Here is a 21,690-nt window from a genome sequence, read left to right on the forward strand (position 1 = left end):
ATCTGAACTCGATGGGGCTCATGTGGTCTAGCGTCGAGCGGAGCCTGAAGCTGTTGTGCCGGTTGACGTAGTCGCTCGGCTTCGCCTAAAGCTCGCGTAGCATCGAGAACCGATTCCTGTAGACGAACTCGGCCTTGAGCGCCTTGTTCGTGGGCTCGGCCGCGAAGTCGTCGTGCGGGCATCCCTCACGAAGCTGTCCAGCATAGCGTAGCCGATCCGTCTGCCAATCCACGAACGAGCTGAAGCAGGTCAAGAGTCTGTTGCGCTCCTGCGCCGTCATGCCCTTGCGGCCCTCGTCTCCAAGCGACTGGCTATCTTATGTCAACGGACGGTTGCCGTTTCAAGGTTCTCGCAGGCCAGGCGAATACAGCATCACCTGTGTCGAGTTCTGCCGTAACGAATACAATGGAGCCATCAACATCTATTCAAATTAGTCGAAAGAATATATATGCAATTGACAACGGAACGGCTGATACTGCGCCCATGGGCTGAAACGGACGCAGAGGACCTGTACAGGTACGCGAAGGACGACAGGGTGGGGCCGATTGCCGGCTGGCCACCTCACTCGAGCGTTGAGGACAGCGCGGAAATCATCCGCACCGTGTTCTCCGCGCCGGAGACGTACGCCGTTTGCCTGAAAGAAGACAACAGGGCCATCGGAAGCATAGGGTTGATGATCGGCGCGCGCTCCGACAAGAAGATCCCGGACACCGAGGGGGAAATCGGCTACTGGATCGGCGTCCCGTTCTGGGGCAAAGGGCTGATACCGGAGGCGACTCAAGAGCTCGTTCGCCATGGTTTCGAGGACTTGAAGCTGGACAAAATCTGGTGCGGATACTTTGACGGGAACGAGAAATCGAAACGCGTTCAGGAAAAATGCGGCTTCTCCTGGCACCGCACCCGCAAGGACGTCTACTGCGAGCTGATGGGCGACACCCGCACAGAGCAAATCACGTGCCTGACAAGAGGTGATTGGCTGAGTCGGGGCATGCTCGATTGCGTCGTGTAGGGACTTGGTGACAATGTATTGTCCGTCATCGTAGCAGACCTTCACCTTGTCGAAACGCTGTAGGTATTTCAGGTTGTCGAAGATCAGGTTGACCATATCCCTTTTCATTCTTGTGATGAGCGCCGTGTCGCTTTTGAAATCGCTCTTTTCGTAGGAGAAGGTGTGGTACATGAACGACGCACGCTGAGCTTTCTCCAAGATGCTCTTGCGTATTTCGGCTTTGAATAGCCGATTCGGTTGGCGATGCGCGGCAAGTGGCTCTTCTGCGACCGTTTGCCCTTTCCCCGTCGCTTAATGTTGACGACGACGTTGCGTCGTTGGATATCGTCCTTTTTCGCGATAAGGAAGCGAGAGAGGAGCAGTCGGCGATCGTATCGTGGATGAGATTATCGGTATCGAGCAAAATAAGAAACTGCCCGCCGATATCTTGCGCACGGGTCGCGAGGTTATTCCAGACAGCGTCGTCCGGGCGCTTTATCGCAAAAGCGATATCTAGCAAGTGGTTAATGAAGAGCGCAAAGGAGCACTCGTGAATCCTATCAAGAAAGTTGTATTCGTATCTGTTGGTTGCCTGTGCGCTGCCTTGGGCATCGCCGGTGCATTCTTGCCCGTATTGCCCACGACTCCGCTTCTCCTTGCTGCGGCCTTTCTGTTTTCGCGCAGTTCGCAACGATTGAATAACTGGCTGATTAAAACGAAAGTGTATAAAGCATACGTCGAGCCTATCAATTCCGGCGAAGGCATCCCTCTTTGCAAGAAAGCCTCGATATTGGGCGTTTCCTATGCCGTTATGGCGATAAGCGCATTTGCGGTTGCCCGTCCTTTGGTGTGGGTCATGTTAGGTTGCGTGGCGGTGTTCTTGTTTTGGCTGATCGGGTTCCATGTTCCAACGGCTTCCGCAAAAGGGGCTGAATGATGGGGGGCAGCGCTAGATCTTTTTTGCACCGGGTGTCGGGCAAGTCGTCATGAAATAACTCTTCGCTATTTGCGAAACGTTCTTGACAACCCGCATGCCTCACTCTAATATGCGAACGGTTCTCAACTCCCTGTCCGCCCATATGCTGGCCAAGCATGGCTTTCGCCTTGATATGTTGAGCACCGTCTTGTTCGGCACGTGCGAAGCGTGCGCGAAGGAACGCGCTGCGAGCAGCGGGAAGGGCCCCGATGAATAACGTGCGCACACGTATTGCCGCGCTGGTTTTGACCTTCGTCTTGCTCGCGCCTGCCCTGTTCATCGTTGCCGAAGCTCAGCATGACTGCCAGGGCGATGAGTGCCAGGTTTGCCAGGTACTCGCCATCGCTTCTTCTATCATCCAAACCGCCGCTGACGTTGCTGTCGCGGCGTCCGAAGCTGCTCTTTTTGCTGTATTCGTGCTGCTGATCGCCGCGCGACCCTTTCATGCGGCGTCTAATACGCTGGTCGGACTTAAGGTGAGGCTCGACTGCTAGGGTACATCTTCCTCGATTATGTACGTCATGCCCGCAAAAAGGCATTCCTAGCAGGAGATATATACCAATGGTGAAACTGAATAAGATGATGTATGCAGCTTTCGCGGCTGTGGTGGCCGTGCTGTGCGTCGTGGGGCTTTCCGCATGCTCCGGCACCTCGAACAACTCGAATGCGGCTGCGAACGATAGCCAATCCTCAAACGAATCCCAGAAGGTCCAGGTGGTGGCAAGCTTCTACCCGATGGCCGACTTTGCCCAGAAAATCGGAGGAGAACACGTTGGAGTCACGAACCTCTGCCCGGCGGGAACTGAACCGCATGAATGGGAGCCGTCGCCGAGCGACGTCAAGGCCATTGAAGGCGCCGATGTCTTCGTCTACAACGGGGCAGACATGGAGGGCTGGGTTAGCGATACCCTGGCCTCCTCGAACCTCCACGGCGCCGTTGTTTGCGCATCCGACGGCATTAACCTGCGCCTCGCCGACCATAGCTACGATGTTGATGGGACCGATGAGGGCGAACACGCTGGCGAGCACGACCCGCACGTGTGGCTTGCGCCCGAAAACGCGAAGAAGGAAGCCGAGAACATCAAGGACGCGCTGGTAAAGGCAGACCCCGACAACGCTTCCGAATACGAGGCGAACTACACGAAGTGGGCGGGGGAGTTTGACTCTCTCGACAAGGAATTCTCCGAGCAGCTCTCTCAGGCTTCCGGCAAGACTATCGTCGTGTCCCATGAGACGTTCGGCTATCTGTGCGATGCCTACGGCCTGACTCAGGAGCCCATCACGGGTATGGACGCGGAAGGCGAGCCCGATGCGAAGGCCATGGCCGAAATCGTGCGGTTCGTGCGCGACCATAACGTGAAGGTCATCTTCTCCGAAGACCTGGTGAGCCCGAAGGTTGCCCAGCAGATCGCCGACGAGACGAGTGCTTCATGCGAGGTATTGAACCCCGTCGAAGGGCTCGAGCAGGACGAGCTCGATGCCGGCGAGGATTACTTCTCCGTTATGCGCGACAACCTTAAGGAGCTTGTCAGCGCGCTGAACCAGCAGTAAGGCGGGGATGGGTATGAGCGGAAACCTCGGCGAATTCGCAAGAGGCCGTACCTCGGTAGGCGATGCGCCGCCGTGCTCGGTGCGGATGTCGCATGTGTCGTTCTCCTACGGGGAATCGACGGTGCTTGTGGATGCTAATTTGCGCGTCGAGCAAGGCGAAACCTGCATGATCGTAGGGGAGAACGGCGCCGGGAAGTCGACGTTGCTCAAAGTCATGCTCGGTGCGCTTTCCCCGGCGACGGGGAGCGCCGAGCTGTTCGGCGCTTCGGCTTCCTCGTTTCGCGATTGGCGGCGCATCGGGTATGTTCCCCAGCGCATTGCGGGCACTTACGAGCGATTCTCGGCGACCGTCCGGGAAGTGGTGGCCGCAAATCGCTATGCCGTTCGCAAGGGGTTTCCGCCTCGCTCGGAAAACGATAACGCTGCTGTCGAGCAGGCTCTTGACGATGTCGGTATGAGCCGCTTTGCCAAACGGCTTATCGGGGAACTATCGGGAGGTCAGATGCAGCGGGTGTTTTTGGCTCGCGCCCTTGTCAACCGGCCGGATCTGCTCGTGCTCGATGAGCCGACTAGCGGGATGGACGTCGACGCGGTCGAGTCGTTCGCCTTGCTGCTGCGTGACATCACGGCCGCAAGGGAGCGGTCTGTGGTTGTGGTGACGCATGACACGCGTCGCCTCTCCGGGTTTCCGGCTCGTGTTCTGCGCTTAGAATCGGGAGCCTTCGAAGAGTGCGGGGGAAGCGCGTCCGACCACCGCGCGTGCGTCCCGGAAAGGGAGGCTTAAGGATGCTGCAGCTGCTTGCCGATATGTTCTCCCATGGGTTTATGACGCGCGCGTTCATCGCCGGTGTCGTGCTTGGCGCGGCGATTCCGCTGGTGGGCGTCGTGGTGGTGCTCAAGCGCCTGTCGATGGTGGGCGATGCGCTTTCGCACACCTCGCTCGCGGGCGTGGCCGCCGGGCTTATCGGCGGAATCAACCCCGTCGCAGGCGCCGCGGTTGCTTGCGTTGCGGCGGCGCTCGCTATCGAGGGTATCCGCCGCCGCTTCGAAGGCCATGCCGACCTTGCGATTGCCGTCGTTATGGCGACGGGCGTGGGCCTTGCCGGCGTGCTTTCCGGGTTCACGCCGAATAGCTCCACGTTCTCGAGCTTCCTGTTCGGCAGCATCGTGACGGTGGGCGACGACGAGCTTACGGCCGTTGTCGTGCTCGGCGTCGCGGTGGCGGCGCTGTGCCTCGTGTTCCGCCGCGAGCTGTTCTGGGTGACCATCGACGAGCGCGCCGCTCGGCTCGCCGGCGTGCGCGTGACGGCGGTGAACTTCGCGTTCATCCTGATAACGGCCGTGGCGGTGTCCATCGCGTCGCGCACGGTCGGCACGCTGATCGTGAGCTCCGTGATGACCGTGCCCGTGGCCTGCGCGCTGGTGGTGGCGCGCAGCTGGAGGCAGACTATCGCGATTTCGTGTGCGGTGGGCGTGATGAGCGCCGCCGCCGGGCTTGTGGCTTCATATGTGTTCGGCTTCAAGTCGGGCGGCGCGATCGTACTGGCGGAAGTCACGCTGTTGCTGGTTTTCATCGCCGTGAAGGCGGTAGGCAAGCGCACCTCTTGATGGATGCAGAAGATCGTCGAATGAATCTGGCTGCGGCCCTCGACGAGCTCGTAGAGGGCGCGGGCCTCCTCCTTGGTGGCGACGTTGAGCGTGAAGGTGAAGCCTATGGTCAACCAGGTGCTGCGCCATATCTCCAACACCCCGATCGAGCTTATCGAGTACTGCCAGGAACAGGGCATCGTCATGGAGGCGTACAGCCCCATGGCTCATGGCGAGGTGTTGAAGAACCCCGTCATCGCGCAGATGGCCGACAAGTACGGAGTATCCGTGCCGCGGCTCTGCATTCGCTATGATTTGCAGCTTGGGATGATAACCCTCCCCAAGACCGCAAACCCTCAGCACATGAAGGATAACGGCGACGTCGACTTCGAGATTTCCGCAGAGGACATGGAGACTTTGAAGAACGTCGATCGCATCGAAGACTACGGCGAGTCCGGTTCTTTCCCGGTGTTCGGCGGCAGGCTGTAGGGTGCTTGGCCGCTCAAGTTTTACAAGCATCTAGGTAGTTACGTATACGGAAGGAATCGGCATGAAGGAGAAGATCGTGCAGACCGCAGGACGCGATCATGGGGGACAAGGTTCCGTACGCAGCCTAACGGCCTGCGTCAGCATTGCCAAAAACGCCCATCGAAAGGGCGAATCCCTCTTGACAGAACTTTAGGAACACCCTCCTTTTTTTCTGCAGCTGATGCTTTCCTGGCGCGTTATGCGCTTGCGATCTTGACCTTGCTAGACGGAGCCAACTATACGAGCAGTATCATTGTCCCAGTTGAATCCTAGGTTCGCATATACGAACCTAGGAATTCCTTTCTCATTAGCGCAAAGATTAGCGTGAAGTATCAGCAAAATCAAAAAGAGAAGGACGCTGCTATGAAACGAAATGCCACGCGTCGGAAAAAGCGGATGACATTGCGCGCAAGAGGAAGACGGGCATGCGCGTGCATGCTTTCGCTGGTGCTTGCAATAGGACTCGTTCCTAGCTTTGGCATAGCCGAGGTTGCCCAGGGCGAAGCTGGCGTTGCGGCGAATGTTGCCAGCGCATCAGACGATGCTGCGAACACTGAAGCCGTAGGCATGGCCAATGGCACCGATGCCCCCGATTCGCAGAAGGTGGCCATTCCCGAAAGCAGCACGGACATCGATGCTGCCGTCATTTTCGAAGGAAACGAGCCTGGGGCGGCTTCTGACAAAAATGGCGAAGAGGCCGGCTCCGATTCGGCTCCATCCGCCGCTCGCGATGCAGCTTCCGCGCAGGGCAGTAGCGCAAGCGCCAGCGCTGACGCAGCTGCTGCGCAGGATGACGCCGCTACTCTCGCCGACGACCCCGAAGTAGGTCCGAACCCCTTTAAGCAAGGTGTGGATGCGCAGTCGCTGCTTGGCTTGGACAACTACGACAAACACGTTACGGTAGACGGCGAGGGCAACGTCGACAAAACCGAGACAGCCAAGCGCTGGAAAACGAAAGTCGGCTGCGAGGGTAAAAAGATGTGGGCAGGTACGCTCATCCAAGACAATGGCTACTGGGATCAGCCGGGGTGGAGCTTTGTAGTCGACTGGCCGCAGCCAAATCCCCTGCACGATGCTGAGGTGTATGCCTACATTGAAAAAAACTACAGCGGTACAACTGACGGCGTGGAGCGCGACGTGGTTATTGCCGAGGGCGATGCTGGTCTTACGTCCGTCAACTTCCGCGATCTGTTTGACGGCAGCCATGATGTGTACATAGGCGGCTTCGGCTTCAAATACAATCGCCTTAGCTCGCTTTCAATCCCCAGCTTCGTCAAAAAGATCAACATGGATGCGTTTATGCAGGATGGCACAAATGCTTTTTTGACCGACTTGCAATTCGAAGAGGGCATTGAGTGCATTGCGGGCGGGGCATTTAGCAATTGTAACGGCCTTGCGAAGCAGGACCTGATTGAGTTTCCAAAATCGCTTAAATACCTTGACGGCGGAGCGTTTACGACGTGCGGCGCTCTGAAGGTGCGGTTCGACAATCCCGACATTCGTTTTGGCAGCCAGTACGACAGCGACCAAGACTACCCTTCTCTCCCCTTCGATGACGGTACAACTGTGTATGCCTACAAGAAGAAGAGCGACGGCACCGATTCTGACCCGTACCGCCTTTCGCAACAGGATACCGAATCCTCCAAGCACTATAACTACGTATGGCTCGACGATGAATCGTCGGTTGTCACGGTTACCGGCAAAGTTGAACTTCCTGAAGGCGCTGCTCCCGGCGACGTGTCGGTAGTTATGGAGCAAAACGGCGCATTGAAAAAACTGGCGCTAGCCGAAGACGGATCTTTCACGTGCCCCGACGCAGCAATTGCTACCGAGTGTTCCATCACCGTGCAAATTGCTGGGTACTATGATAAAAACTACCTGCGCACCGCATCGCAGATGGGCTCCTCGTGGGATTTGGGAACAATTGCCGCGTCTGATTTCAAGAAGATCGCCGTTCAGCGCATGCTCCCGATAAGCGTCTATACAAAGAACGCCGCGAATGCGGAAGGCGAAGAAGCGCTCACGAATATTACGAGCAATCCTGGTTTATCGTTCAAGCTCAAGCGCGATGGCGTCGATCTGGCTTCGGGCGAAGACGCCGATTACGTCGTGCAGTGCAATTCTGTTGTGCTCTCCGAAGCGCTTGCGAACGAGGGCAACTTCGAGAGGCTTTCGCTCGAAGTTTCGACCAGCGATTCGCTGAAGCTTACGGGCGCTACGGTTGCCTACAGCAGCGAACGGGGCGGTTTCGAGGCAACCCTTTCTTCATGGGGCGGCGCACGTGTGTCCACGAACGCCGCGTATGAGGGCCGCAGTCGCGTATTCCTCTTCAGCGGGACCGACGCGAATGCGCGTTGCGTCGTGGACAGCTACACGTCGGTTGTATGGCCAGATGGTCAGGAAAACCCCAATTGGATTCTTTCTACGGGCAAGCTGAAGGCGGGAACCTATGTTGTGGCGGCATGCAAGCCAGACGCGGTGCTCTCTGCATCGAACCTGGGAGTGTTGGAGCGTTCTGGCGTTCCGTACGCGAAAGCCGAAGTCGAAATAACCGACAATTCAGTGTCTGAGGTGACGCTCGACGTGCCCGATTACGACAAAGAGCAGCTGCTGAAGAATGCGGGGGTGAAATCAGCGCGCGTACAAGCCCCGGGTGACGGTGTGGTTGCTGGGAGCGAAATAATAATCGAAGTGGCCTATGACCTCGATAAGCCAATGCCGCTCGAATTCACCTTCGGCATTCCTTCCGCTGATTATCACGGCGTAAGCGCAGCACTGAAAAGCTCAGGTAATGCGTCTTGTGGGGTGTATGGGGACAGCCTGGTTGTTAATGTCGATGCGCAAACGACCTCTGATGTGCTCTATATTGCGTTTACGCCCGATAAGCAGCAGGCTTACTCGCTTCCCGTGTCGCTCAAGGCGGGCGATAAGGTGATTCCTCTGGGCGATGCGTCATTCCTCGCACGAGGAATGACGGTCAAGGTTGCCGACAACTGCGTAAAAGATACTGGCAATCAGGCTACGGTGTACGGCGTGCCTTCGTCGTTTATCGAGCTTTCCATTGCTGGCCAAACGGTGGGAACGGCATATACGAACGCGCTTGGTCATGCGCAGATTTCATTTGACATTCCCGAAGAAGTCACCCAGGGTCTTCTGTTCGGCGACTGCGTAAAACTTGATGCGAAAAGTGGACAGGTTGATGCTCATCTCGATTGCTTCTATCGCCCAGGTGCGAAAATCAAGACGTTCAGCATAACGAATGCGGGCAAAACCCAAACAAGAATCGTTGATGGGAAAGAGACCTACGATAGCCTCACCGTTCTGTATCAATTCCCAAAGAAAAAGAATGCATATTGGACGTTTGATGTGACGGTTGACAACGCCACTGCGCAGATCAATGCCGGCGATGTGCTTATGATGTACGCGAAGCTGGCAAATGGGGAAATTGTTGCGGTACCTCTTGCCCTTGTATCGCAAGGAGACGAGGGCTCGCGTTACGTGGGCGAATACGTAGACGAAGAATACCTGGCGTTGCTTGAGGAAAACGAGGGCGAGGGGTATCTCTTCTCGGAATTGCTCCAGTCGAAGAATCTTTTCATTCCCGAAAGCTACAGCTTTAGCAACTTCGCGCTTTCCTACAAGGCAAACCTTGATGAAGATTACGAAGAGCGCGCGAAAAAGCGCATTGAAGATGAGGTTGCCGAAAGGCAGCAGCAATACAGTGCCTTCTGGGCGGACTACTGGGCGGGCTTTGAGGTGGATGACACCGCCAAGCAGCAAGCCCAGGAAGTCGATGCCTCTTTGGGCGAGGTTGTAGCGCAGCTCGCCGAGCGAGATGATGCGAACAGCGAAGACGTACAGGCCACCATTGCCGAAATCGAAGCGTTGCGCCCCGATTTCCGCGACTTCGGATCTGCGCTCGCTCCCGACGACGACCTCTGGATTGCCTCGATCGATTCGCCTATTTTCACAGGGAAGCTTCCAGACGATATCAGCTGGACGGCTCCCACCGATGCCGAGCTCAAGGAGTGGTATGGCGACGAGATTCTGATGGACGGCAACGGCAATGTCATTCTCGATGAGAACGGCAACGAGCAAAAACTCACCGACATTGCGCGCAAGTCCTTCGATGAAGTTCAGCAGGAAATCGAGCAGAAAAACGCATGGGCGCGCAATACGCAAAAGACAATCGTGAACGGCCTTGACAAGCTGGGTCGCGAATCGGGCGTGGGCGCGCCGAGCGAATCGGGTTCGCCCTACACCCTGATAGACGACGTCATGAAGAAGGAGTGCGGCGATACGCTAACCATTTCGGACGGAGATAACGCGAAGGGCGAGCAGATATCCTCTTCGACGAATGGTCGTTTTACGGGTGATTACTTCGTCACCGAAGAACAGAAGAATGGTAAAGACGGCAAAACGCCTGGGATTTACTCGGGGATGACCGCTCGCGTGACAGAAGAGGCACCCCAGGGTGTCGAGGCGCCTGCGCGTGTTACGACTTATACGTCCAATTTCGATGAAGCTCATGAGCGTAGCGACGCCGCCGAAGCGGATATGTGGTCATCAGCGTGGAGCATTGTACGAGGTCAGGTGCTCGAACTGGCATCGCAGGGCTTCGATTATGCGAATAAGCTCACAATCAAGAACATCATCAACAGACGTTTGATGAAGAATATGCCGGTAAGTGAGGTTTCGCCTCTTATGGAGGCATATGCGAAAGCGAACTTGTTCGAGAAGGAAATGGAGGAAATTGGTAGAGCGAACAAGATGATGCAAACGGGCAAGGGCGTAACGGGCGTGCTCGGCTTGGCTAACGATTACTTCAGTATGGATAGCGCGAAGAATTCGCTCATTGACAGCGGCAACGAGATTCGTCTCATCGAAACGGACATCGAGAATATCTACCAGCTCATTAAATACTGGCGTGCGTACAACCCCTGCGACAGCGATTGCCGGCGCTGCCTCGACGCGTTGTATGCTGAGCTTGAAGCCGCCGAGAAATACAAGGAATACCTTGTTGCCGAAGATGACGACAACTATTCGGATGTTATGAGGGGCTGCGGCACCTCAACGCTGAACGCCATGCTGTCAGTATGCAGCCTTTATGGTTCGGGCTCGTTCGGGGCGGCGGGCTCTGCGGGAGTGTATGGGTATTCCGACCTTATTGGCAACTTCGTTTCCAAGGTTTCGCTGTGTGCCGATGTGGCTTCGACATCTGCTCGCATGCTGCGCGCTCCTTGGGCTGACGTTGCCAAGAACGAATACGCCGAGGCAACGGCGTATCGCATGAGCGTATGCAAGAATTCCGGGAAGAAGAAAAGCGAGGACGATGAATACCGTGAAACGATCGATTGGGACCGTTTCTATGGGTCGGATGTTCGCTACTGCAATTATGGTGCGAATGTCATTCTCGACCCATCGGGCGTGGTGTATGAGGCGTTGGAGAGCAATCCCGTAGAGGGTGCAACGGCTACGTTGTGGACAAGGGGCTCCGCTTCCGGCGGGTCCGAGCAGGAATGGAACGCTGAGGCGTACGAGCAGCGAAACCCGCAAACGACCAGCGGCGATGGTTCGTTCGCGTGGGATACTCCCACAGGTCAGTACCAGGTGCGCGTAAGCAAGGACGGCTATCGCGATTCGGCGAGCGAGTGGCTCAATGTGCTTCCGATTCAGACAGGTGTGAACATCAAGCTAGAGTCCTCAAAAACACCCGAGGTTCAAGAAGCCTGGGCTGATCCCGACTGTATCGAGATCGCATTCGACCAGTACATGAAGGCATCGGATTCCCTCGAGACGACCCTGGATGGAGTTGCCGCCGAACGCATAGAGTGGGTTGATCCTCAGGAGGCGTCCGAGGCGGATGGCTACGGCACGCTTTCTCGCGTGCTGCGGATATACCCGAAAAGCTCGCTTGCTGAAGGGTCCCAGGTGAACCTCGCCATAAAGGGCTTGCAGAATTATGTGGGCACGGCTCTGGCAACGCAGGGGGAGAATTGGTCGCAGCAGCTGACGGTTTCCAAACATCCCTCCCAACTTGTGGCTAATTTCGAAAACGCTGTGGTGCTTCAGCAGAATGCCAGCGAGCCGGTGCAGGTTATCGCATATGTGCGCTATGCCGACGGGTCGCCTGTGGCTGGTCAGCGCGTGGTTGCGAAGCTGGAATCGGGTAGCCTTGCGTCGTTCAAAGGCGCCGCGTTCCAGAGCGATGCGGACGGAAGCGTGTGGGTTGAGGCCACGACCGACGCAGAGGGCAAGGCGAGCTTCCTGCTGGCAGGCGAATTGCCTGGCATGACGACGCTTGAGCTTTCTGCAAGCGGCACCGATCTTACTAAGGAGATAGCCGTGCGTGTGACGTCTGATGCGGCGCAGCCCGCACGTCCCGTGGCAACGATTGACGGCGCCGTATTCGACGCAGCTTCGCCGAAGGAGAATTCGATCGAGGTTGCGAAGGGCTCTCTTCTGGATCTTTCCTGCAGTACGGAAGGCGCAACTATCTATTACACCACCGACGACACGTGCCCGTGCATTGAAGACGGTTCGCGCGTTGAGTACACGGCTCCTGTTCCGGTGACGCAGAATACGCGATTCCGAATTGCGGCGTACAAAGAAGGCATGACCTTCGAAGCTTATAGCGAGCGGTTGAATCTTAATGTGACGGTTGCCGATTCTCAGGAGCCTAGTCCCGATCCTGGGCCTGTTGATCCTGGTCAAAAGCCTGGCTCCGATCTGAGCAATCCAGACGGCGGAACAGCGCAGCCTGGTGGGTCGGGTGCTACTTCTGGCGATACCTCAGAAGGCGGCAATTCCGCCGCAGACCCAGGTGCGAGCGGCGCTTCAGGTGCGGAGCAAGAAGACGATGCCAATGCCGAGGCAACGGGTGTAGCATGTGCTGCAACCGGCGATTCGTCTGGTTGGGCGGTTGCGGCGCTTGTTGCGGGTGCTGTGCTCGCGGCGGGTGCGGCGACCTGCGCTTTGCTCAAACGCAGGCGCGAACGGCAGAGCTAGCTGCGCGGGCAGCCCCTGCGGAGGCGCTCCGCCTCGTCGGATCGCCTCCGCCTCGCCTCAAATGGCACGCGGCTAGCTGGCACGATGCCTCCGAGGCTTATCCCTGAGCGCTTCGCCGCGGCAGCAATCGCCCCATTCGTTCCAAAGCGTTCGGCGATGGCGAGATATTGACGCTGTGCGTTCCCGGGCGTTCGACGATGACAAGATTGGTAGTCGGTGGTGACTTGATGAATGAAGAAGTGTCATTCACAGACGAAGACTGGGAATGACACTTCTCAGAATAAAATAAATCAATTGAAACATCGCTACAAACTTAGCGCACTGGATATAACCAGTGCGCTTCAGCTCTAACAAACATAACGAAAAAGGCTAGGTTGAAACTCGATTCAACCTAGCCTTTACAGTGTTTGAGCTGCGGTTTTCTTTATTCGTGTACCTTTTCGGGGGAACTGGGCGAACTAAATCACATTCCAGAAAACCTCAAATCATTCGGTATAACTAATACACTTTTTAGTTGCTATCCACCTATTGTACGCTCGTCGTCGCCAACGGCTCGGGTCATACTGTCTTACAGCGCTCTTGAGCCACGCGTTTCATGCGCCGGTGTTCATGAGCGGCGAGGATTGCTGTTTCGAGCTCGATCCGAGGATGCGCGACTTACGCTACCTGAGCTGTTTGCAGCTCGGTACCCTGAAGGCGATCGTCCGAAGGTTGCCGCGAAAGCGGCGGAGAATTTGCTCGGGTTGCGATATCCCACGGAGAGTGCAATGTCCGATATGTTTTTATTGGTAGCGACAAGAAGCTGGGCGGCGCGCCCCATACGGCATTGGCGGCGGTATGCCATCGGCGCAATCCCGAACGCCTTCGTGAATTTTTCCTTGAAAGCGGATATGCCCATACATGACGCTTCTGCCACATCTGCCACTGCGACGTTCTGCTCGAGATTCGATCCGAGAAGCCTCATGCCCCTTTCAAGAGATTCGATAGTACTTCTTTGCAGATAGTCTTCTGCTCGTGGGGCAAGACGAGGGGTCGCGTTGACAAGGGAGATGAGTTCGAGCGTTTTGAGACGCAGCCGCATCAGCGGTTCCCGTTCGTCGATATTCCAAAACGATTCGAGAAGAGCCTTCATTGAGGGGTCGGGTGCGTAGATCTTGCAGCCGCTCGACCCTGTGAGCCGTTGCGCAAGGGCATCGAAGTCGAGGGAGAGGAGGCGGGAGAGAACCTCCGCTCCCTCCGACCGGCTGATTCTGATGGTAAATCCTGTGTACAGCGGCGCGGGAAACCTCATGGAGCGCTTTCTAACCCGCTCGTCATGCACGGCAAGCTCACCGTCTCCGAGGCGGATGCCATCGTCAAGTTGGAACCTACCGCGCAAGCACCAGTCAATCTGGAGCTCGAGCGGCTCGATGTCGTCCCATGACGCGGTGCCTTGGGGGATGCTGTTGAACGCCAGGGAAACGCCGTTGAAGAGCTCGAACACGTCAATGGCGCCTGCCTCGCTGCCGTCCATGCGCAGATGGTATCGAACGGACGCCCCGTCCGCTCTGACGGCGCGCAGCTTGTCGGCATTTCTCTTTGCGAGTATGTCGAATACTGTCATGGCCTCACTCCTTCTGTCGCGAAGAAGGTGTCTTGCGGATTGACGAATCATCTTCTCCTGCATGGTATTCCGACTGGAAGAAGGACGCTAGCCGACTGATGCCGCTTTCTTCGAGCGGGTAAGCCTCCGTGATTCTCCCCCTGTCCATTACGGCGACGTGCGTGCAGCACGATAGCGCGAACTCCGGATCGTGCGTGATGACGACCTGCGTGATGCCTCGTTCACGCACGCGGCGGATGCCTTCGGCAACCTGTCGCATGTGGAAGAGGTCGAGACCGCTCGTCGGCTCGTCGTAGACGACGAGCGCCCGGTTGGTGGCAAGCGCTTGGGCGATGGCGACGCGCTGGCGCTGCCCGCCCGAAAGCGACAGCGGGTGATCTTCGGCGAACAGGTCGAGGTCGAGGTCGCGCAGGATGTCGAGCCCGCGTTGCTGCCTGTCGGGTCCCTCCATGCCGAGCACCACCTCATCGAGCACGCTTTCCGAGAAGAGCTGGTGGCTCGCATCCTGCATGACCATGAAGCATTTGCGCCTGCGCGCACGCTTTCCCAGGCGAGCCCCTTCTAAGGTCACGGTTCCGTCGCATCGGTTGAGGCCGCATACGGCTTCGGCGAAGGTGGACTTTCCAGCGCCACATGCGCCGACAAGCGCCGTGATGCTTCCGACGGGAAACTCGAGGCTGGCGATTTCGAGGGTTTTCTCGAAGACTCCGTTTTTCCGGCAGTGTGCCGTCAGGTTCTCGAGGCGCACCACGTTTTCTCCGAGCGTCGCCTTTTGCGTATAGGGCATCGCTGGAGCGCTACAGCAACCGCTGTTTCGGAAGGCGTCGTCGACGCTTTGCGCGCGCAGCCCGAGCCGTATGCGCTCGGCATCGTCGAGACGCGCGAACTCGTCAGCCGTCCATCGGCGCGCGAGGCGGCCGTTGTCGAGGTAGAGCACGTAATCCGCGATCCCTTTAAGGTAGTGGATCCGATGCTCTGCCACGAGTACGGCGGTCCCTGTGGCTTTCCAGCGCGAAATTGCCATGCGAAGCTGCGCGATTGCCTCGAAGTCGAGGTTGGACGACGGCTCGTCCAGCACGACGAGCGCGGGAGACGTAGCCGCGGCGCTTGCGCACGCCACGCGCTGCTTCTGACCGCCCGAGAGAGAAAAGAGGCTTTCGTCGATCAGGGGTGTTAGATTGAACTCCTTTGCCGAAGCGTCCACCCGCCGTTCGATATCGGCGGGTTCGAATCCCAGGTTCTCGCATCCGAAGGCGACTTCTCCCCGAACATCGACGTTGTAGAACTGAGTCTTGGGATTTTGAAAGACGCTGCCGACGAATCGTGCGGTCTCCCAGAGCTCCGCATGCGCGACGTCGAGGCCGCATACGCGAACGGTGCCGGTTTCCGTCCCTTCGTAGAAATGCGGCGCGAGGCCATTCGCGAGGCGCGTGACGGTGGTCTTGCCGCAGCCGGACGGCCCGCACAGCAACGCAACCTCGCCTTTCCCCAGCGAAAGGGATATTCCCCCGACACCTGCTCCGGAGCGTCCCCCCGCATAGGAAAACGACGCTTCGCTCATGAAAAGGACGGGGGATTCGGTCTTTGTTTCTTTTATCATGCAATCGCCTCCGGGAATGCGAGGCTCAAGGCGAGCGCCGCCGTTGCGGCAAGTGACACGGCGATAACTACAGCGTCGACCAATGCGAACCCGACGCTGCCGGTGTTCGTTCTTGGCCAAGGCGCGCCGAGTCCTCGCGCCAAGGCGGCCGCGGACAGATCCTCCCCGATGGAGACGGCGCAGCTCATGAGTGGGACGAGGCAGTTTTCCACATAGGAAGCCCCGCGGGAGATCGGGGTGATGTTTCGCATCCGCATGGCGGCGTTGATCGCCCGCGCTTCCTGGCCAAGCGTGGGAAAGAACCTGAACAGCACCGACAGCGGAATGGCAATCCAGTCGGGAATGCGCATGCGCCCCATTGCCGCCATGAACTCGGATACCGTCGTCGTGGCGAATACGAAATATGCGAGTGCAAGGGTGGGCACGAAGCGGGAGACTACAGTCGCCGTCGCAACGGTAATAGCGTTCGCTATACCTTCAAGCGTGGGCGCGGCGAACGCAGCGAGCGCGTAAGACCCGAGATACGCCGCGAGCATGAGCCCTGCCGCATGCATGCGCCCTGATATCGCGAGCAGACCGAACGGAAACAGCAGCATCGCCGTGCGCACGGCGAACATCGCGCCTCCGTTTCCTCCGAGCAGGAGTACTGTTGAGATTGCGAACAGCATCACCATCTTTGTGCGCGGGTCGAGCCGCACCGACCGCTCTCCTGCCTTTGACCGAAGCAGTTCCATTATCTAAGGTCCTTCCGCGGCATCTCTACGCGATGCCCGCGCGCACGAAATGTTTCTTCAAGATGGCGCGCCCGACGAAGCCACCGATGATTCCCGTTACGAAACATGCTACGAGCAGAACCGGATACATCTCCGGCTGCAGATAGGTCATGAGCTCATTCACGTAGGCGTCGCCGTATTGGGCGCGCACGGTGGGGAGGTACGTGTCTGCAGTGATGAGAAACGGCAGGAAGTTGCCGATAATCCAGCAACTGAACACGCCATGCGACAGGATGGCACGCGATGCTGTCGCGTAGCCTCCCGATTTCCAGATGAGGTCTGCGATGATCCCGAAGACGAGACCTGTTGCGATAGAGAAGTAGCCCATGCCGGTGATGAACATGATGATGCCGGTGAGCAGGCCGAGTATCGTTATCATTCCGAACTTGCGTGCGCGCGTGAGAAAAAGCATGTACGGAATTCCTGCGATGAGCGGAATGATTCCGCAAATGGCTGCCATGAGGATGGGGATGAATCCCAGGCACGCTACCGCGAACACGACGACGAAGTATATCGCTGTGAAGATGCCTACGTTGATGAGGTCTTTTCCTGTTAGTCTCTCTCCAGTTTTCGACGTGGAAGCGGATGCGTTCCCAGTGGTTTTCATGTGCGAATCCTTTCCCGTGCGACTCTTCGGCCGCTGCGTATTCTATGAAGTTAGCACTATGCAACAACAATCCATTTTGGCGAATACGCACAGAGCTGCAACTCCAAATAGCCGCGCGTGCTCTAAAAGGCCGCACGTCCTGCAGGACGGAAGGGTTCGATTTGCGACCGCCCGGGACGGCGCTGCCACAGCGTGGGGGGTACCGTACCATCTTGGCAAAACCAAGCACGGGATTGGAATTTGTCGAGCCGAATCGCGTCGATGTAGTCTCCGGTGCCTTCCGGCCAGCCGATGAAGACGATCTTCTGGCTCGATGAGATGGCGGTCTGAGCGAACTGGTCCTCGTTGAAGATGGAGGCATCGACGCTGCCGTCGACGGGGCCGGTCGGACCAGCCTCGGTGTCATCGCTCTTTCCGATCATGTTGTAGAGAAGCTTGGAGAACTTGCCGGTGTTTCAGGCCTCGACAATAAGAACCGATTCGGCGGTGTTAAACATCATGGGCAACCTATCTAGAGGAAATAAATGGTTGAGGCGATTATAACCCGAGGTAAACAGCTATATTCAGCTGTCAATGTAATATCGTGAGGGTTTGCAAAGGCTGCGCTCGTCCCACACTAGGGGCGTGGGGCTTCCAATATCAGACCACTGTCGGGTCTTTCCACTCCTGAATAGCACGCAAGCTCCAAAATGAAAATAATCGCAGGTGAAAGGGAGTGAAACGACAAAGAAAAAGCCTCCGTCCCAGTACGGGAACGGAGGCTCGATGATCGTTTTACTCACCGCCGTCGCTGGCGGCTTTGCCGTGACTCTCGTACGAAACGAAACTCAGCGGCACAGTGCGGTACTCAAAAGTGCAGGTCAGAACCCTATCGGCCTATTCCCACTCGATGGTTATAGCTTTGCCGTCCCGTCATTCCAGTTGCATCCAGTTTTCGGTGCCGCCTCGAGCCGAGTGCCGTCAGATAACGCCGTGTCGTGTTTCGTTGGCTTCGGGGACAAAAGCTGGGACAACTTCAAAAACTTTTTTCAAACTCAGAGTATTGAGTTTTTGTTTTTGTCCCAAGGGACACGGCGAGCCGCCTTTGGAGCCTCGATATCGCCGAAAACGCCCGTTTTGAAACTCAACCGCCTTTTAGAGTGCAAGCCGCCAGCTACAATCATAAGTGAATTAACGCGGGTGGCTTTTGCATCGTTTGCAAAAAAGCAGGTCACAGGTCTTCGCCATCGTTGGGCAAAGTGAGTAGTCTCAGGTGGCTTGCCTATGAGTTGACGCTTTGGACGGGAGTCACCCCCATTTGGCCACCCCGTATCAGAGAAACCACTTGGAGCAGAAGCCGATCTGAAAGACCGAATGGACGAGCATCGAGATTCCGAAGCAGACCATCATCACGCAAAACCCGATTCCGGCCCATTTCATGAAAGGGTCTTTACCTAGTCTGTCGGAATCCCGTTCCAATCGGTCGGGTGAATAGGTGCCGGCGTACACGTCGACCTTGGCAGATTCTTTTGAAAGCAGCTCGAGGGCCTCGTCGAGGTCGCCGGCAAGCTTGTTCCCGTCGATTCCGACCTTGAAAAGATGCGTCTCATCATGCTGCCTGAGCGCCGATTCGTCCTGTAGCAGATAGAACCTCTCACCGTTCACCCCGTTCGCCAGAGCGGTCCTCTCGCTCGAGAACAGCCGGATCCCCCTTTTAAACCTCGAGAAGGCCCCCTTACCCTCGATTCCAAACTTCTGTGCGAGCGACTCAAGCTGCCAAAGCAGGTCGTACAACCCCACCGCGGGCAGGAGCTCAGCTCCGTACGCCTTCTCGAGCAGCGTCCGCTCAAAGCGGTCGTATGCTTTAATTGCCTCGCCGTAAGTCAGCGTGGTCCCGATCGAGGGTATTTCTTTAGTCTGCATCGATTCTCCTGTCTGCCGATTAGAGGCTGCTCGCCTCGCCGAGCGCTGCCGTGTTCGCCGCGAAGCGCACCCCTCCAGAGGTGAGCTCGACGGGGTGTCCGGATTTGACCAGGTCGCAAAGGGCGTATATTCCATATCCCGCCACCCCGGCAATGGAAACGACGAGGCATCCAAGGAGGCCAGCTTGGGGCCCGGTGATGTCCCTCGTCGCGTCGACGAGGGATTTGAACATGCCTTGGCAATTAATAGCCTTCTCGTTTACGGCACCAATTAAGGCGTCGCTTATTGCAACGGTTCCCATCGTGTTTTCGGTCATCCTTACTCCTTTTTGTAGTCCATCTGCGCTTTCCGCTTTAAACAGCCAGACTCCTTATCCTTTCTTTACATGCAGGAATAGCCCGCCCGCGCCTATTGCCAAGCCAGAGATGACGGCTGCCACGGCGGGTACCCAGCTGGGCAGTTTCGAATGTCGAGCATGGTTATCAAGCGTTGTCGGAGAATCAACTTGCTTGTGATCAGCCGCTATTGATTCAGCAGCGTTCTTTGCGGTCTCGACCTCGACCAGATCGAGGAAATCCTCGAGCTCGCCTTTTACACGGTTTTCGTCAAGCGGCATTGGAAACTCTGCCGTCGTCTTTCGTGCGAGGAGGACGGACTTGATGCGAACCATGTCCTCCCAAGACAGCTTCTCGTCACATCGGTTTGCATCTTCGATGCTGTAAACAATCTGCCCACAACGCATCACGGGGACTCGATGAAAGTGATCAGTAACACTTGCGTCGTTGTTCACAAAAAGAAGCATGCCATGCACGTCCTCTTCGGTCATGCAACCGTCGGAAGAGAATTGAACTGCATCCCAAAGAGCATGCATCTTTTCACGCATTCGCTCGCCGACGTTGTAGGAGCGAAGGCCGCAGCGCAGGATTCCACCATCGTCTATCACGACGTCGTTTCTGTAGTTCTTTACCTCGATCACGTATACGCCCGAACGGGCGATTAAAACCTGATCGTATTCCTCGAACGAGCCTCCATTCGGAAGCGCGATGTTGGAAAGCAACATGTTATTGCCGCGAAGACATCTGAGACTCTTTGCGGCGAGAAGCTCGCCGCGCCTCCCGTTGATCAGCGCGCCTATGGTCGAACTGAGCCTCTCTAGATCCCGAATGAGGGCGATGTATGTGTCCTCTCCTTCCAGCCCAAGGTCATGGGCCTTGCTTCGCAGGTGGTCGATAAGGTCGTAGGTACGCAGGCTCTCGCTGTACGAGGTTTCGAAAACGCGCTCCAGAAGCAGTCCCTCGAGACTCTTGAGTCGTTCGAGGATCTCTTCGTTGGTATAGGTCTTGCTCATCTAGCACTCCTTGTCTACTTGCTCTCTGCCTGTTAGTATGCCTCGTAGAAAAGCAGAATGATAGAATTGATGAACGGTAATAGCTTTAGATTCAATCGTACTTTAGTCACTTAGGAGGATATTGAAGATGAGTGGTCCAAAGGCAGAGGTTCTGCAGTCAAACGAAGTCGTGAAGTCGAGACTTGAATCGTGGCGAGCAAATCTCCCTGGGCTCATGAAGGAGCGGGGCCTAACGCAGAATGGTCTCGCGGAGCTGATAAACAATCGGTTCTATGCCGAGAGCGAAAACGGTCAGTTTACGCAAAAGAACGTCAGCGCATGGGTCAATGCTGGACTTCCGGACAGGAAGGGCCATATGCGGCCTTTTCCCAAATTCGAAATCATGCTTCAAATCGCCGCGGTGCTCGAGGTCGATCTCGGCTATCTCATAGGCGATATCGAATGCAAGACCTACATAGCACAGGATGCCCATGAGTACACGGGGATAGAGGAATCCGCCCTTGAGGAAGTTCGCAAAATCACGCATTTCGAGCGCAAGTATCACCTTGGAGAAAGCCGGGGCTCGAACAGCGCCATAATGAGCGAAATCCTAAAATCGCCCATCCTCCCAGAACTTCTAGACGAAATGGCGCGCTTGGTTCGGCTTACTGACAAGAGAGATGATATAAAGGAGGCCGTCGTTGCCGAATACGGGGAGGAGCTCGTCAACAGGGCCCTTAGGTATTGCGACGACTTTGTCGCACCCGGGCTCGACGCGCCTGAGGAAGAGTTCCAGGAGGCGGAAGCGATCAACGAGGCCGTTTTCGAGTCGGCCGGGGTATCGCCTGAAGAGCGGCCGCGATTCATTGAGGCGGCGGCGGCGATCAGCAAGGTCATCGACGACTGCTACTACGAGGAAAACCGCCTGGTTCGAGACGAGAGCGCAAGTCGCTATATGGTTCAGAAAAGGTTCGGGGAAATCGTCGAGTTGATTGCGCCCTCGCGTTTTACTAAATAGAGAACAAGGCCCTTCGGCTCGACTTATTGCCTTTAGAACCCCGCCGCTCGTCCATCCCTGCTTGCCCAGACGGCCCTCCCGCAATGTCCGTGTCCCAACGGATGGGTACCATTTATCTGGGTGCACCTGGGGCAACGGGCCGGTCGGCCCGCGCAAGGTCGCTCGCAGAACACGCAACATCAAACACGACAGAAGAGGCGAACGACAGATGCCGGACCCCGG

At 56.8% G+C, this 21,690-nt stretch carries 20 protein-coding genes; 11 read left to right on the plus strand and 9 right to left on the minus strand.

Annotation, left to right across the window (positions count from 1 at the left end; all coding sequences use genetic code 11):
• Positions 1-85: 85 nt before the first annotated feature.
• Positions 86-280 (minus strand): hypothetical protein, encoded by a 195-nt coding sequence (locus Q0D52_RS01500; RefSeq protein ID WP_294379727.1) that lies wholly within the window; start codon positions 278-280, stop codon positions 86-88.
• 168 nt (positions 281-448) lie between these two features.
• Here Q0D52_RS01500 and Q0D52_RS01505 point away from each other — a divergent pair, with 168 nt between their 5' ends.
• The 9 genes from Q0D52_RS01505 to Q0D52_RS01545 all read left to right on the plus strand — a co-directional run bounded on the left by Q0D52_RS01505 (position 449) and on the right by Q0D52_RS01545 (position 12,638).
• Positions 449-1,009: a GNAT family N-acetyltransferase gene (locus Q0D52_RS01505; RefSeq protein WP_294379729.1), complete on the plus strand. Its 561-nt coding sequence runs from the start codon at positions 449-451 to the stop codon at positions 1,007-1,009.
• A gap of 529 nt (positions 1,010-1,538) precedes the next feature.
• Complete coding sequence (locus Q0D52_RS01510; protein ID WP_294379731.1) at positions 1,539-1,925, plus strand: YbaN family protein; 387 nt, start codon at positions 1,539-1,541, stop codon at positions 1,923-1,925.
• 248 nt (positions 1,926-2,173) lie between these two features.
• Positions 2,174-2,458 (plus strand): hypothetical protein, encoded by a 285-nt coding sequence (locus Q0D52_RS01515; protein WP_294379733.1) that lies wholly within the window; start codon positions 2,174-2,176, stop codon positions 2,456-2,458.
• A gap of 67 nt (positions 2,459-2,525) precedes the next feature.
• Positions 2,526-3,515: a metal ABC transporter substrate-binding protein gene (locus Q0D52_RS01520; protein ID WP_294379735.1), complete on the plus strand. Its 990-nt coding sequence runs from the start codon at positions 2,526-2,528 to the stop codon at positions 3,513-3,515.
• A 13-nt stretch (positions 3,516-3,528) separates the two neighbouring features.
• A complete protein-coding gene (locus tag Q0D52_RS01525; RefSeq protein ID WP_294379736.1) occupies positions 3,529-4,299 on the plus strand; it encodes a metal ABC transporter ATP-binding protein in 771 nt (256 codons plus the stop codon).
• Between the two features lie 2 nt (positions 4,300-4,301).
• Positions 4,302-5,123: a metal ABC transporter permease gene (locus tag Q0D52_RS01530; RefSeq protein WP_294379739.1), complete on the plus strand. Its 822-nt coding sequence runs from the start codon at positions 4,302-4,304 to the stop codon at positions 5,121-5,123.
• A 96-nt stretch (positions 5,124-5,219) separates the two neighbouring features.
• Positions 5,220-5,591 carry an aldo/keto reductase gene (locus Q0D52_RS01535; protein WP_366930320.1) on the plus strand — a complete coding sequence of 124 codons (372 nt, stop codon included), beginning with the start codon at positions 5,220-5,222 and terminating at the stop codon, positions 5,589-5,591.
• Positions 5,592-5,652: 61 nt separating this feature from the next.
• Complete coding sequence (locus tag Q0D52_RS01540) at positions 5,653-5,784, plus strand: hypothetical protein (RefSeq protein WP_294379743.1); 132 nt, start codon at positions 5,653-5,655, stop codon at positions 5,782-5,784.
• A 170-nt stretch (positions 5,785-5,954) separates the two neighbouring features.
• Complete coding sequence (locus Q0D52_RS01545; RefSeq protein ID WP_294379746.1) at positions 5,955-12,638, plus strand: FN3 associated domain-containing protein; 6,684 nt, start codon at positions 5,955-5,957, stop codon at positions 12,636-12,638.
• Between the two features lie 607 nt (positions 12,639-13,245).
• Here Q0D52_RS01545 and Q0D52_RS01550 read toward each other — a convergent pair.
• From Q0D52_RS01550 to Q0D52_RS01570, 5 genes are all read right to left on the minus strand, one after another.
• Positions 13,246-14,241: a helix-turn-helix transcriptional regulator gene (locus Q0D52_RS01550; RefSeq protein ID WP_294379748.1), complete on the minus strand. Its 996-nt coding sequence runs from the start codon at positions 14,239-14,241 to the stop codon at positions 13,246-13,248.
• A gap of 4 nt (positions 14,242-14,245) precedes the next feature.
• Positions 14,246-15,841, minus strand: coding sequence for an ABC transporter ATP-binding protein (locus Q0D52_RS01555; protein WP_294379750.1), 1,596 nt, complete (start codon positions 15,839-15,841; stop codon positions 14,246-14,248).
• On the minus strand, positions 15,838-16,575 hold the full coding sequence (locus Q0D52_RS01560) for an energy-coupling factor transporter transmembrane component T (RefSeq protein ID WP_294379752.1): 738 nt from the start codon (positions 16,573-16,575) through the stop codon (positions 15,838-15,840). Before Q0D52_RS01560 ends, Q0D52_RS01555 begins: the two co-directional genes overlap by 4 nt.
• Positions 16,576-16,600: 25 nt before the next feature.
• Entirely contained in the window at positions 16,601-17,221 is a 621-nt protein-coding gene (locus tag Q0D52_RS01565) for an MptD family putative ECF transporter S component (protein WP_294379754.1), read from the minus strand.
• Between the two features lie 122 nt (positions 17,222-17,343).
• Positions 17,344-17,643, minus strand: a complete 300-nt coding sequence (locus tag Q0D52_RS01570; protein WP_294379763.1) for a hypothetical protein — start codon at positions 17,641-17,643, stop codon at positions 17,344-17,346.
• 343 nt (positions 17,644-17,986) lie between these two features.
• Between Q0D52_RS01570 and Q0D52_RS01575 the strand changes: the two genes are divergently transcribed.
• Positions 17,987-18,463: a hypothetical protein gene (locus tag Q0D52_RS01575; protein ID WP_294379765.1), complete on the plus strand. Its 477-nt coding sequence runs from the start codon at positions 17,987-17,989 to the stop codon at positions 18,461-18,463.
• 69 nt (positions 18,464-18,532) lie between these two features.
• On the opposite strand, the gene Q0D52_RS01580 is transcribed toward Q0D52_RS01575, so the two are convergent.
• From Q0D52_RS01580 to Q0D52_RS01590, 3 genes are read right to left on the minus strand one after another with little or no spacing between them, the layout of a single operon-like run.
• Positions 18,533-19,123 (minus strand): hypothetical protein, encoded by a 591-nt coding sequence (locus tag Q0D52_RS01580; RefSeq protein ID WP_294379767.1) that lies wholly within the window; start codon positions 19,121-19,123, stop codon positions 18,533-18,535.
• Positions 19,124-19,142: 19 nt separating this feature from the next.
• Complete coding sequence (locus tag Q0D52_RS01585) at positions 19,143-19,439, minus strand: hypothetical protein (protein ID WP_294379769.1); 297 nt, start codon at positions 19,437-19,439, stop codon at positions 19,143-19,145.
• Between the two features lie 54 nt (positions 19,440-19,493).
• On the minus strand, positions 19,494-20,471 hold the full coding sequence (locus Q0D52_RS01590) for a nuclease-related domain-containing protein (RefSeq protein ID WP_294379771.1): 978 nt from the start codon (positions 20,469-20,471) through the stop codon (positions 19,494-19,496).
• Positions 20,472-20,598: 127 nt separating this feature from the next.
• Between Q0D52_RS01590 and Q0D52_RS01595 the strand changes: the two genes are divergently transcribed.
• Positions 20,599-21,468, plus strand: a complete 870-nt coding sequence (locus Q0D52_RS01595) for a hypothetical protein (protein ID WP_294379773.1) — start codon at positions 20,599-20,601, stop codon at positions 21,466-21,468.
• Positions 21,469-21,690 lie beyond the last annotated feature (222 nt).

The organism is uncultured Senegalimassilia sp. (genome assembly GCF_934630535.1).
In the GTDB taxonomy this organism is placed as follows: domain Bacteria; phylum Actinomycetota; class Coriobacteriia; order Coriobacteriales; family Eggerthellaceae; genus Senegalimassilia.